Consider the following 13,168-nt stretch of genomic DNA (forward strand, 5'->3'; position numbering starts at 1 on the left):
TGAAGTAGGGGATAGAGTAGTTATCCGATTGTGATGCTGTAACGACATGTAAATGTTTCATTCGCTTGTAAAGATTGAATTCCCTTTTTGTTCTTGAAATCTTTTGCTGGATTTACTTCATCAGCGATGCCATACCAAGGTTCAATACATAAGAAAGGTGCGTTATCCCCTGGTGTCCATACGCCAACAAATGGGAATCCATCAAATTCTACTTTTACAAATTTATTATGTTTATGAGAACGAATCGAAATTTCATTCGTATTCATATGTTCAAAAATAAGTGCATCATTTTTGAATAAATCATATGTAAGTGGCAATTCAGTCGTATTTTCAGCGATTAATTGCTTTTTGTTTGAAAGATAAGGTCCTTCTAATACGCTTGTTTCTAAGCGTTCCGAACCATTAAACGATAAGTGATAATCTGTAAATGATTCACCGTCCAATAAAGGGAAGTTGAATCCAGGATGTGCTCCGATTGAGAAGAACATCTCTTTTGAAGTAGGATTGTTTACTTCATATGTTATATGAACGCTTTGTCCATTTAGCTCATAAGAAACGAGTAATTCGAATTCGTATGGGTATTTTTTTAATGTTTCTTCATTACTAGTAACGATATAAGTGATTTTTGTTTCGCTTTGTTCTTTCACAGAGAAAGTAAGATCACGAGCGAAACCGTGTTGTGTTAATGAATATGGTTTACCGTCTACGTAGTATGTATTATCTACTAATCGGCCGACAATTGGGAACAAAATTGGTGCACGGCGTCCCCAATAAGTAGAATCACCTTGCCATAAATATTCTGTGTTGTCTTCTTTTAAGCGAACGCTCTGTAATTCTGCACCTTTGTCAGAAATGGAAACGATCACTTTTTCATTTTGAATTGTTGCTGTCATGAAGTGAAACCTCCTAAATCTTTCATATGTTTCATTATACGTTGTCTAAAAGGAAAAAGGTAGTTTATGATAGGAATCTATTGACGAAAGAGGGGCTACCACGTAAAATATAATCTTGGTGCTTAAAAAACGAATAACGTGGTTCGAAACCATCCCACGTAAAAAAACTAAGGAGATTTTGTCATGAATATTAGAACTTTAGTCGGTAATGGTATTTTAGCGGCATTATATATTGCTGTTTCTATGCTTATTCAGCCATTTGGCTTTACGAATGTACAATTTCGTATTTCAGAGATGTTTAATCATCTCGTTGTATTTAACAAGAAAGCAATTTACGGAATTGTATTAGGTGTATTTTTAACGAATCTCTTTTTCTCACCTATGATCGCTTACGATTTAGTATTTGGAGTAGGGCAATCTATTCTTGCGTTAGTTGCAACGATTATTTCTATGCGATTTATTAAAGGTGTTTGGGCTCGTATGATTTTTAATACAGTTATTTTTACAATTACAATGTTTATGATTGCAATTGAACTTCATCTTGCATTGGGTTTACCATTTATGTTGTCTTGGTTAACTTGTGCAATTGGTGAATTTGTTGTCATGGCGATCGGTATGCCTGTAATGTACTGGATTAATAAGCGAGTACAATTTGAAAGATTTATGTAATAGATGAAAGAGCTATTCCTATAGGGATAGCTCTTTTTGTATGTAATCATATTGAATATAATGCTGTGACTCTAGATAAAATATAATAAAATAAAGTGAGGCTTCAATTAGCCGGATATATATAAGAAGTCTTACATAAGGGGAATGTAGTATGAAATATAAAATTCATTGGTTGTATAAAACGAAGCGTGGATTGCAGACGGAATTAACAACAGAGTATATGAACATAGAAGAAGTACTTCAATTTGCAGAGGATTTTGAGAAAACAGGAAGAGCTAAGGAACTTTTATTTTACGATGAAATGGACGCAGAATGGTCATTAAAAGAGATGAAAAAGTTAAGTAAGCAAGTAGAGGAAGAGCCCCAAGAAATACTCGTTTATTTTGATGGGGGGTATGATGTGCAAACGAAAGAAGCTGGCGTTGGTATATGTGTGTATTATAAAAAAGGAAATACAAACTACCGCATTCGCCGCAATGCATATATAGAAGGTATATATGATAATAATGAAGCGGAATATGCATCATTATTATACGGTATGAATATACTCGAGGAACTAGGGATTAAGTATGAAGCAGTTACACTTCGCGGAGACTCACAAGTGGTACTGCAGCAATTAGCCGGAGAATGGCCTTGTTATGATGAACATTTAAATCATTATTTAGACCAAATTGAGCAAAAGGCGAAGCAAATGAAATTAAAACTTATATGTGAGCCGATATCTAGAAAACAAAATAAAGAAGCACATCAATTAGCTACGCAAGCATTAGAAGGAACAAGTATTGATAGTCATAAAGAAATAACCGAATAGAGAGGTGCAAAGGTGGATAAAAAGCAACTCATTACAGAGGTAAATGACTTATTAGAAACGTATTGTGAAGGATGTTTTTTGCGAGAACATAATCGAAAGACAAATAGTAAGTATTACGCTCATTCATTTTGTATAAGGCAATGTACAGTGGGAGAAACATTGAAAAAGTATGGGGAACAGTTGTCATGAAAAAACATCCAGAGAAAATTCTCTGGATGTTTTTTAGTGTCTTGCTTCGTTTAGTTGATGCTCACATTTATTTAATTTTTTTTCCTCATTCATTAAAAATGGCTCATCTAAATCAGTTGCAACAGATTTCATAATTTCAAGCTGAGAGCGAGCTGCTTCTACAGCAGTAGTAGCATGTTCTAATGTATCTGGATCCATTGAAATTGTTGCTGATCCTACCATTTTTTGTGCTGTTTCTACACGGAATTTCACTTCTTCAAAATCATTTACTTCTGATCCCATTAATAATTCCTCCTTTGTATAGTGCGCATTTCACATAGTTTTTGCTCTGTAAAACGGAAATATACAAAGGAATAACAAAGGAGGTTACCAAGTAAGGTAACCTCCTGTTATATGTTGGATTAAAGTTTTACTACGTTAGCAGCTTGAGGTCCGCGGTTACCTTCAGTAATGTCGAAAGATACTTCTTGACCTTCTTCTAAAGCTTTGTAGCCGTCGCCTTGAATAGCAGAGAAATGTACGAATACATCGTCAGCGCCTTCCATTTCGATAAATCCAAAACCTTTTTCGTTGTTAAACCATTTTACTTTTCCTTGCATGTTACAATTCCTCCTAAAAGCGTTTACTATTTTCATTTAGTGAAATTCATTTTAAAAAAATAATATAAACTAAAAATGCTATATTCTTGAATATTCTGCTAAATGATTAATTTAAATATACACGAATTGGGAGAATTTAGTCAAGTAAGCGATTTTATTTTTTTGTATTTTTAAATAATTTTTCAGTCAAATTTTTAAATAGGTATAGGACAGGCTGAGTATATAATATTCTTAATTGAATGCTATACATAATGAGGTGAAAGAATGAATAAGTCTTACTTATTAGATAATGAAGGAATGAGAACGAGAACCGACATACCGGATTGGGTTGCAAAAGAATTTGAGATTTTTTCAAATGTTGTGTTAGAACCAACTTTTCCATGTTATTTCGGTTTAACAGCTTTGAAAAAGAATGAACTTCGTTATTCATTTCTTTCTCATAATGATTGGAGTCATTTACCACATACAATGTTATCTTTTTTAGAGTTAATGAAAGAGAGGCCGATTGTAAGAAGGGGCTTTTTCCTTTTTGTAGAACCGGAATGTGAAGAACAGCCACTCGAATATTACCGTGATTCCTTTTGGAAAGTGTTACAGTATTTACATGAAAACGATAATCAAGCATGGCCAAAGCAAATTCCTGAAGATCCAGACCATTATTTATGGGAATTTTCATTTGGTGGTGAGCCAATATTCGCATTTGGAAATGCGCCAGCTTATAAACAACGAAAAACTAGACATTTAGGGAATTCTCTCGTTATTGGGTTTCAGCCACGCACTATTTTTGATGGATTAGAGGGAGATCGTCCTAAAGGAGCATATTCAAGACAAATGGTTCGTGAGCGAGTTGAAAAGTGGGATCAATTGCCGAAACATCCTAACATTAGTCATTATGGTGACCCAGAGCATCGTGAATGGAAACAATATTTCATAGGAGACGATGTAGAGCCAATAAAAGGGAAATGTCCTTTTCTTCATAGGATAGAAAAGTAAGAGCCATCACCTAGATGGCTCTTTTGTATATTTTGGATAAAAAAGGGTATTTTATTATGAAAGCTAGTCTATTTTTTCAAATTACATCATTAACTAGTAGTAAAGAGAGTAGAAAGGATAGAGCGATGTTTGGAGCAATTATACAGCAAATCATATTAGGTATATCATTAGCTGCGCCAGTAGGGCCGATTAATATTGAAATGTTAAAACGAGGAATTGAACGTGGGTTTTGGCACGCTTGGGTTGTTGGAATTGGTGGAATGACTGCAGATGTTTTATTTATGCTTCTCATTTATTTCGGTTTATCTTCTGTGTTTATGTATACATATGTACAAGCCTTCATGTATTGCACGGGTTTTTTCTTGTTATTTTATTTAGGATTTCAAAGTGTAAAACAAGGAATTTTCGACTCGAATATGGAATATAAAAAAGAAGAGGTAGGTGGCCTTAAGCAATCGTTTATGGCAGGATTTTTAATTGCGATATCCAATCCATTAAATCTTGTTTTTTGGTTTGGTATATACGGAAGTACACTTAGCTCATTACTTACGAAGGTAACGAAACAAGAAGCTTTTTTGTACAGTCTTTGCATTATTGTTGGTATTATTTTATGGAATTTAAATATTGCTTTTTCTGTACATTTTGGAAGAACTTTATTAAAACCAAAAGCGCTTGGCTACATAACAGCCGGAGCAGGTATTATTTTAGTAGGTTACTCTATACATTTTGCATACAAAGCTTTACAGTTGTTCACATAAGATTGAAGGGGAGATTTTTATGTATCGAACCACTATTGACGGAAAAGAAATTATAATTACGTTAGCGCCAAAAATCCGAAAAGAAATTACTGATAGAAATCCACTATATGAAGCGGTATTTCATAATGCTGCAAGATTGTTACAAACAAAGCAACCGACGTTTGCAGTAAATCATGAAATATTTGGGCTCATTATTGGAGAAGTGCAAAGAGGAGAAGTAACAGTGTTTGCAGTGGAACATATTATTCCGAAGCAAAATATATTTGGACCAAACAATTTTTTCTCGACAATAGAACAGCAGGCAAATTTGTAAAGTGAATAGAATAAGAATAGAAAAGAAATAGTCGTAACGATATGTTGCGGCTGTTTTTTGGGAAAAGGGGGAAACAAGATGAAGAAAGTGGGGAAAGAGTTCTTTTTACAACATGATATCGTTATTATGTATAGCATTCTATTTGTTTTCATTATTATTTTAAAAATGCAATTTTTTACGTGGTTTGGCATGTTAGCATGTATGTTTGGGATTGTTTTCTATACACTTAATGAATATATGACACATCGTTTTTTATTCCATATAAAGCCACCTAAAAACACATTTCTATTAAAAATGTTAAGAAGATTGCATTATGATCACCACGTATATCCAGATGATTTAAAACTTTTGTTTTTACCTGTATGGTTTAGTATACCTAGTTTTACTATATATTTACTTATAGCATATGGTATTACAAAAAGTGTTACTATTACACTTTCATTTGGAATCGGAATGATTATTATGCTGCTCGTTTACGAATGGAAACATTATATTGCTCATAGACCGATTCGTCCCGTCACTAAGTTTGGAAGATGGCTAAAAAAACAACATATATTACACCATTATAAAAATGAAAAGTTTTGGTTTGGTGTTTCAAATCCAGTATTCGATTTTATATTTGGAACACTGAAAGACGGAAAAGATGTTGAGCTAAGCGAAACGGCTCGTAATTTAGAAAAGGAAAAAAAGACAAAAGTAGTGCGTTAAGCACTGCTTTTGTCTTAATGAGGATAAATAAGTAAAGTGTCACTTTATTTTGAAAAAGTATATTAAAAATTTAGGGGAAATTGCCGAAAAATGTCTATCAAAAAATCTTTGCATGAATGCATGGATTGTCTAAAATGAATGTAAGTTTCTGAATATTTATAAAATTTAGTCTTTAGGTATGCAAGGGGGAAGTGTATTTCAAGTAAGAGAGGGGATCGGTTAATGAAACGAGACGATACGTCAGCACGTAAGTTGCAAAATGAGGTGAATTATACAGAGGTCGTTCAGTCGGAAGAATTTCAATTGTTATTAAATACGAAAAAGAAGTTTATCATTCCAATGAGTATTTTCTTTTTTAGTTTTTTTATCGCATTACCTATTCTAACATCGTATTCAAAGGTGCTTAATACACCTGCATTTGGAGACGTTACATGGGCGTGGGTATTTGCTTTTTCCCAATTTATCATGACATGGGCACTATGTATGATTTATAGCAAAAAAGCAGAATCATTTGATGAAATCTCCCGAAAAATTCTGCAAGATATGCAAAAAGGGAGGGGCTGAACTTGAATACTACTGCATTTGCACTATTTTTAATTATTGTTCTTGGTACGCTCGTCATAACCTATTTTGCATCGAAAAAAACGAAAAGTGCGAGTGAATTTTATACGGCTGGAGGGGGATTAACTGGTTGGCAAAATGGTCTGGCCATTGCTGGAGATTACATGTCTGCTGCTTCATTTCTCGGTATAGCTGGAGCAATCGCATTAACTGGGTTTGATGGATTCTTTTATAGTATCGGTTTTTTAGTTGCTTATCTAGTTGTACTATATCTTGTTGCAGAACCGCTTAGAAATTTAGGAAAGTACACTTTGGCGGATATGATTGCAGCACGCTTTGATGCGAAAAAAGTTCGCGGAGTTGCAGCTCTTAATACGATGACGATTTCTATCTTTTATATGATTGCACAATTAGTTGGCGCGGGTGCACTTATTAAATTATTATTAGGGATTGAATATACGACATCTGTATTAATCGTTGGAACACTTATGACGGTGTATGTTATTTTTGGAGGTATGACAGCAACGAGCTGGGTACAAATCGTAAAGGCTGTATTACTTATGGCTGGTACGTTTATTATTTCTGTTATCGTTTTCGCAAAATTCAACTTCAGCGTGACTGAAATGTTCGCTCAAATGAAAACAGCTACACCTTTAAAAGATTCATTTTTAAATCCAGGTGTAAAGTATAAGGATGGTCTTGATACACTTTCTTTAAATTTAGGACTAGTACTTGGTACAGCTGGATTACCACATATACTTGTCCGCTTTTTTACAGTACGTGATGCAAAAACTGCACGTCAATCTGTCGTATATGCGACGTGGTTAATTGGTGCATTTTATATTATGACGATTTTCTTAGGATTTGGTGCGGCAGCGTTTGTAGGAAATGAAGCGATTATTAAAGCAAACCCAGCTGGTAATATGGCGGCACCTTTATTAGCCAAAGCGTTAGGTGGAGACTTCTTATTTGCTTTCGTATCAGCAATTGCTTTTGCAACGATTTTGGCTGTAGTGGCAGGTCTTGTATTAACAGCAGCATCAGCATTCGCTCATGATTTTTATAATGAAATCATTCGTAAAGGAAAATCAACGGAAAAAGAGCAAGTATCCATGGCTCGTTATGCATCTATTGGAGTAGCGATACTATCTATCATACTTGCATTATTTGCCCAAACATTAAACGTAGCATTTTTAGTATCATTAGCATTTGCAGTTGCAGCGAGTGCAAATCTACCAGTAATTTTATTTACAATATATTGGAAGCGTTTTAATACAACGGGTGCTATTTCGGGTATGATTGTAGGTCTCGTATCAGCAATTGTTCTCGTAGCGTTGAGTCCGAATGTTTGGAACCCTGTAGCTGGAAAAGCTATTTTTGTTGGGGAAGCGTTATTCCCATATACGACACCAGGAATTATTTCAATTCCACTCGGATTTCTTGCAGCATATTTAGGAACGGTTTTATCTAGTAAGAAAGAAGATGAAGCGAAATTTGATGAAATTCTAGTGAAATCTAATACTGGTCATGGCATTAGCGATGCGTCTTCACATTAAATAAAAGAGGAGCTTTTCGATAGATAAGAAAAGCTCTTTTTTCTTTTGTCATTTTCTTGTAAATATTACTGATTTGTAAGTAGGATTTGTCTTAATTTTGTGGAATGAAAATAGCAGGGAGAAATTTAAGTCATCATGGCACCAGCGCAGCTTTTGTGAAAAATAAGTTGTTATGGAAGGTGGAAGTAATGATGAAAACGAAGCAAACTGATGAATTATTAGCAAAAGATGAGCAATATGTTTGGCACGGAATGCGTCCCTTTAGTCCAAATAGTACAATGGTAGGGGCAAAAGCTGAAGGGTGCTGGGTTGAAGATATACAAGGAAAAAGATATTTAGATGGTATGAGTGGCCTTTGGTGTGTCAATAGTGGATATGGAAGAAAAGAGCTCGCAGAAGCGGCTTATAAGCAATTACAAACATTATCATACTTTCCAATGTCACAATCCCATGAGCCAGCTATAAAGCTTGCTGAAAAGTTAAATGAGTGGCTTGGGGGAGAGTATGTTATTTTCTTCTCAAATAGTGGTTCAGAAGCGAACGAAACAGCTTTTAAAATAGCAAGGCAATACTATGCTCAAAAAGGTGAACCACATCGTTATAAATTTATGTCACGTTACCGTGGGTATCACGGGAATACAATGGCGACAATGGCAGCGACGGGACAAGCGCAGCGTAGATATCAGTATGAGCCGTTTGCTTCAGGTTTTTTACACGTAACACCACCGGATTGTTACCGTATGCCTGAAATTGAAGGGCAGCATATTTATGATGTAGAATGTGTGAAAGAAGTCGATCGTGTTATGACGTGGGAATTAAGTGAAACAATTGCCGCTTTTATTATGGAACCAATTATTACAGGCGGGGGCATATTAATGCCACCACAAGACTATATGAAAGCTGTTCATGAGACGTGTCAAAAACACGGTGCCTTGCTTATTAGTGATGAAGTAATTTGCGGTTTCGGTCGTACAGGAAAAGCATTTGGGTTTATGAATTATGATGTGAAGCCAGATATTATTACAATGGCAAAGGGCATTACGAGCGCATATTTACCATTATCTGCAACAGCTGTGAAAAAAGAAATATATGAGGCTTTTAAAGGTAAAGGAGAATATGAATTCTTCCGCCATATTAATACATTTGGTGGAAATCCAGCAGCTTGTGCATTAGCACTTAAAAACTTAGAGATTATGGAAAATGAAAATTTAATCGAGCGATCTGCGCAAATGGGTTCCCTTTTATTAGAGCAACTAAAAGATGAAATTGGGGAACATCCGCTTGTTGGGAATATTAGAGGAAAAGGTCTATTAGTTGGAATTGAATTAGTAAATGATAAAGAGACGAAAGAGCCAATTGATAACGACAAAATTGCAAGTGTTGTAAATGCTTGTAAAGAAAAGGGCTTAATTATAGGACGAAACGGTATGACAACAGCAGGATATAATAACGTTTTAACATTAGCGCCGCCTCTTGTTATTTCAAGTGAAGAGATTGCTTTCGTTGTTGGAACGTTGAAGACAGCGATGGAGCGTATTTAATAAATAGAGAGAGGAGCGAGCTGTAATATAAGGCTCGCTCTTGTTTAGTAGGAGGGGACTTTTAATGGAGAAATATGATCCTAACAAACATTATCACATCGGATATTATGAAGACGGATATGATTTAGAAGTGACGGCGTACAAAAGAATAAATGAACCAGTTTGGGATGCTTATATTCCGCACTATGAGGCAGACGATTTTTATAAGAAAGTGGAGGGAATGAAGCTAGGTAAATATATAGATGATTATGGCATTATGGTGTATTCATTTGGGAATGATATTGATGATGATGAAGCACGAATTATTTTTGAAAAATGGTTAAAAAAGAACGGGATTGTTTAAAGATAAAACAAAAAGGAGATTGCTATCTTATAAAATAGCAATCTCCTTTTATTATAGTAAATTTATTTACTTGCTTTCATTGCTTTATCTTTTGCACCAAAATTGTATTTTAACATTGGTGGTGTAATCATTGTAGTTAAAATAACGACAATAACGATTGCTGTAAAGTAATCTTGTGCCAATAGACCTGAAGAAAGTCCTGTTCCTGCAATGATAAGTGCAACTTCACCACGAGAAACCATTCCAGCACCGATAATTGCAGAAGACTTAGCGTCAAATCCAGTCATTCGTGCACCGAATCCACAGCCGATTAATTTCGTTAATACAGCGATAACAGTTAATGCTAAGATGAACCAAATTTGATTGCCGATACCGTCAAATGTAATATTCATACCGATACTAACGAAGAATACGGGAACGAACATAGCGTAAGCAATTGGTTCTACTTTCTTTTCTACTTCATGTTTGTAGTTTGTTTGAGAAATTGCAATACCAGCAGCGAAAGCACCGATAATACCAGCAATTCCTAATAATTCGCCAAAATATGCGAATGAGAAACAGATGATAAGAGCCGCGCTTACGATAGACTCAGATACGCGCAGTGGTGATAACCAGCGCATAATCGCAGGAACACCTTTCCATCCGATTAAAATAATAGAAGCGAAGAATACTACTTTCTTCAAGATAACCATTGTTAAGTTAACATCATCAGTACCTAAGAAGCTCATTGCAAATGCTAATAAAATAACAACAAGAATGTCATCAAATACAGCGGCTCCAAGCATCGTCGTACTTTCACGTGTTTTCATTTTACCTAAATCACGAAGTGTTTGTACGGAAATACTAACACTTGTCGCACATAGAAGTAATCCTAAGAATACAGCGTTTCCTTGTTCCATTCCCATCACAAGACCGGAAACGTAACCACCTACGAATGGAAGAATGATACCTCCGAGTGCAACTGCTAAAGAAGAATTACGATTTGCGTTTAATTCTTCTAAGTCTGTTTCAAGTCCAGCCATAAACATTAAAAGAATAACCCCGACATTACTTAATTGAGTTAGAAGCTCTGAATTTTCAATCCAACCTAATACAGCTGGACCGATAACGATACCGACAATTAATTTACCTAGTACAGAAGGTTGACCTAATCTAACACTAAGATCACCAGCAAGCTTTGTACTTAATAAAATAAGTGCAATTTGAAAGAAAAATTCGAATTCCATCTGATCCTCTCCTCGTCATTTTTAATTTTATCATACGATTTCTCGGAATTTGCCTAATGAAAATATGTAAAACCCATTAAACAAAAGGGTCTTATTACAAGTTCTTTTGAACTCGTAATTTGAACCTGTAATTAATATATAATAGATTTTATAAAAAATCAATGAAAAAATGGGAGCTTTTTGAGGAAGAAGCTGCCTTATTGGGATATAGGTGTAAGAGTAGTGTGTGAATTTTATATGTATAAAATAGTATGAAGTCCTTTTCCATTACAAATAATAAATTCTACATACTATTTCACGAACTATAACTGTGAAAGGGAGGATTTATAATTTGAAGGCATTAAAAAATAACTTGTCTATTGTTGCTTTAGGTGGAGTAAATGAAATAGGAAAAAATATGTATGCTATCCAATATGAAAATGATATTGTCGTCATTGATTGTGGATCTAAATTTCCAGATGAAAGTTTATTAGGGATTGATTTAATAATTCCAGACGTCACATATTTGCAAGAAAATAAAGAAAAAATTCGCGGTTTAATAGTAACGCACGGGCATGAGGACCATATTGGCGGAATACCATATTTTTTAAAACAACTAAATGTACCAATCTATGCAACAAAGTTAACGTTAGGTTTAATTGAAATTAAATTAAAGGAACACAATCTTCAAAATGATACGGAATTAATCGTTATTCATTCAGAATCAGAAATTGATTGTGGTTCTATTAAGGCAACTTTTTTTAAAACGAACCACAGTATTCCGGATTGTCTCGGTATTGTTTTTCATACACCAGAAGGTACTGTAGTACATACAGGTGATTTTAAATTTGATTTAACACCAGTAAATAATCAACATCCTGATATTCATAAAATGGCTAAAATAGGAAGTGAAGGTGTACTAGCTTTATTATCTGAAAGCACAAATGCAGAACGCCCAGGTTTTACTCCATCAGAAAGGTCAGTAGGAGAACGGATAGAGGAAATATTTATGAAAGCAAATAGAAAAGTAGTTATTTCTACGTTTGCTTCTAATGTGAATCGTGTTCAGCAAATAGTTGAAGCATGTATAAAAACAAATCGAAAACTAGCTTTGCTAGGGAGAAGTATGGTAAATGTAGTAGAGGTTGCTCTAGAGAAAGGTTATTTACATATTCCAGAAGGTATGTTGATTGAAGCAAATGAGGTAAATCGTTTAGATCCAAAGCAGGTTGCAATACTTTGTACAGGAAGTCAAGGAGAACCAATGGCAGCTTTAGCGCGTTTAGCTAGTGGAAACTATAGACAAGTGGATATTTTACCAGAAGATACGGTTATTATAGCCGCGACCCCTATCCCAGGAAATGAACGTAACGTTTCTCGAATTATCGATAATTTATTTGCATTAGGAGCAAAGGTGATTTACGGATCAGGTAGTTCTACTGGAGTGCATGTATCCGGTCATGCATATCAAGAAGAGTTGAAGTTAATGCTTACATTAATGAAGCCAAAATATTTTATTCCAATTCATGGAGAGTTTAGAATGCTACATCACCATAGTTTGTTAGCAGAATCAATTGGTATTGAAAAGGAAAATATCTTTATTGTACGTAATGGAGATGTTGTAGATATAAGTAATGAAGTGGCAATTCAATCTAGAAGAATACAGGCAGGAAATATATATGTAGATGGATTAGGAATTGGAGATGTTGGAAATGCATTATTACGTGATCGTAAACAACTTTCAGAAGATGGAATGCTCGTTATAGTTATTACTTTTAATAAAGTGGATGGAGAAATAATTTCAGGTCCAGATATTATTTCTCGTGGATTTGTCTATGTCCGTGATTCAGAAGAATTTCTAAGAGAATTAAATAAATTAGCTGTTATTACGATTAATAATTTAAAGAAAGAGAATGTGAATAGCTGGGGGATTTTGAAAAGGGAGGTAAGAGAAGCGTTAGGGAAGTATATATATACAAATACAAAACGAAAGCCGATGATTCTTCCTATAATAATAGAGGTTTAATAG

16 protein-coding genes and 1 riboswitch are annotated in these 13,168 nt (G+C 34.7%); of the genes, 12 read left to right on the forward strand and 4 right to left on the reverse strand.

The features are described from left to right. Window positions 1–20: 20 nt before the first annotated feature. Entirely contained in the window at window positions 21–893 is an 873-nt protein-coding gene (locus C3Y97_RS07965; protein ID WP_000127417.1) for an aldose 1-epimerase family protein, read from the reverse strand. Window positions 894–1,025: 132 nt separating this feature from the next. Then, a riboswitch (PreQ1 riboswitch) is annotated at window positions 1,026–1,070 on the forward strand. Window positions 1,071–1,076: 6 nt separating this feature from the next. Between C3Y97_RS07965 and C3Y97_RS07970 the strand changes: the two genes are divergently transcribed. From C3Y97_RS07970 to C3Y97_RS07980, 3 genes are all read left to right on the forward strand, one after another. Beyond that, window positions 1,077–1,562 (forward strand): QueT transporter family protein, encoded by a 486-nt coding sequence (locus tag C3Y97_RS07970; protein WP_001026474.1) that lies wholly within the window; start codon window positions 1,077–1,079, stop codon window positions 1,560–1,562. Between the two features lie 151 nt (window positions 1,563–1,713). Beyond that, window positions 1,714–2,373 carry a ribonuclease H family protein gene (locus C3Y97_RS07975; RefSeq protein ID WP_000875547.1) on the forward strand — a complete coding sequence of 220 codons (660 nt, stop codon included), beginning with the start codon at window positions 1,714–1,716 and terminating at the stop codon, window positions 2,371–2,373. 12 nt (window positions 2,374–2,385) lie between these two features. Beyond that, window positions 2,386–2,562 (forward strand): zinc-finger domain-containing protein, encoded by a 177-nt coding sequence (locus C3Y97_RS07980; RefSeq protein ID WP_000358801.1) that lies wholly within the window; start codon window positions 2,386–2,388, stop codon window positions 2,560–2,562. 33 nt (window positions 2,563–2,595) lie between these two features. Here the strand turns inward: C3Y97_RS07980 and C3Y97_RS07985 are convergent, their stop codons facing one another. Further along, the gene (locus C3Y97_RS07985) at window positions 2,596–2,844 is read right to left on the reverse strand and encodes a DUF2564 family protein (RefSeq protein WP_000534392.1); all 249 of its coding nucleotides are present in this window, start codon (window positions 2,842–2,844) and stop codon (window positions 2,596–2,598) included. Between the two features lie 119 nt (window positions 2,845–2,963). After that, window positions 2,964–3,161, reverse strand: a complete 198-nt coding sequence (cspB, locus tag C3Y97_RS07990) for a cold shock-like protein CspB (protein WP_001161731.1) — start codon at window positions 3,159–3,161, stop codon at window positions 2,964–2,966. A 264-nt stretch (window positions 3,162–3,425) separates the two neighbouring features. Here cspB and C3Y97_RS07995 point away from each other — a divergent pair, with 264 nt between their 5' ends. The 8 genes from C3Y97_RS07995 to C3Y97_RS08030 all read left to right on the forward strand — a co-directional run bounded on the left by C3Y97_RS07995 (window position 3,426) and on the right by C3Y97_RS08030 (window position 9,934). Beyond that, window positions 3,426–4,154, forward strand: coding sequence for a YqcI/YcgG family protein (locus C3Y97_RS07995; RefSeq protein WP_001043767.1), 729 nt, complete (start codon window positions 3,426–3,428; stop codon window positions 4,152–4,154). Window positions 4,155–4,168: 14 nt separating this feature from the next. Next, window positions 4,169–4,912, forward strand: a complete 744-nt coding sequence (locus tag C3Y97_RS08000; protein ID WP_127063895.1) for a LysE family transporter — start codon at window positions 4,169–4,171, stop codon at window positions 4,910–4,912. A gap of 19 nt (window positions 4,913–4,931) precedes the next feature. Continuing rightward, entirely contained in the window at window positions 4,932–5,225 is a 294-nt protein-coding gene (locus C3Y97_RS08005) for a hypothetical protein (protein WP_000286361.1), read from the forward strand. A gap of 78 nt (window positions 5,226–5,303) precedes the next feature. After that, window positions 5,304–5,933, forward strand: coding sequence for a sterol desaturase family protein (locus C3Y97_RS08010; protein WP_000755401.1), 630 nt, complete (start codon window positions 5,304–5,306; stop codon window positions 5,931–5,933). Window positions 5,934–6,155: 222 nt separating this feature from the next. Next, a complete protein-coding gene (locus C3Y97_RS08015) occupies window positions 6,156–6,497 on the forward strand; it encodes a DUF485 domain-containing protein (RefSeq protein WP_000817366.1) in 342 nt (113 codons plus the stop codon). 2 nt (window positions 6,498–6,499) lie between these two features. Then, window positions 6,500–8,050, forward strand: coding sequence for a solute symporter family protein (locus C3Y97_RS08020; RefSeq protein WP_127063896.1), 1,551 nt, complete (start codon window positions 6,500–6,502; stop codon window positions 8,048–8,050). 191 nt (window positions 8,051–8,241) lie between these two features. Further along, a complete protein-coding gene (locus tag C3Y97_RS08025) occupies window positions 8,242–9,591 on the forward strand; it encodes an aspartate aminotransferase family protein (protein WP_000850962.1) in 1,350 nt (449 codons plus the stop codon). Window positions 9,592–9,655: 64 nt separating this feature from the next. Beyond that, a complete protein-coding gene (locus C3Y97_RS08030) occupies window positions 9,656–9,934 on the forward strand; it encodes a DUF3986 family protein (RefSeq protein ID WP_000417068.1) in 279 nt (92 codons plus the stop codon). Window positions 9,935–9,996: 62 nt separating this feature from the next. Here the strand turns inward: C3Y97_RS08030 and C3Y97_RS08035 are convergent, their stop codons facing one another. Next, window positions 9,997–11,160 carry a cation:proton antiporter gene (locus tag C3Y97_RS08035; protein ID WP_136363252.1) on the reverse strand — a complete coding sequence of 388 codons (1,164 nt, stop codon included), beginning with the start codon at window positions 11,158–11,160 and terminating at the stop codon, window positions 9,997–9,999. A gap of 331 nt (window positions 11,161–11,491) precedes the next feature. Here C3Y97_RS08035 and C3Y97_RS08040 point away from each other — a divergent pair, with 331 nt between their 5' ends. Continuing rightward, complete coding sequence (locus C3Y97_RS08040) at window positions 11,492–13,165, forward strand: ribonuclease J (RefSeq protein ID WP_000645621.1); 1,674 nt, start codon at window positions 11,492–11,494, stop codon at window positions 13,163–13,165. Window positions 13,166–13,168: the final 3 nt, after the last annotated feature.

Origin of the sequence: Bacillus sp. DU-106, from assembly GCF_004799705.1 — a bacterium.
Classification (GTDB): Bacteria; Bacillota; Bacilli; order Bacillales; family Bacillaceae_G; genus Bacillus_A; species Bacillus_A cereus.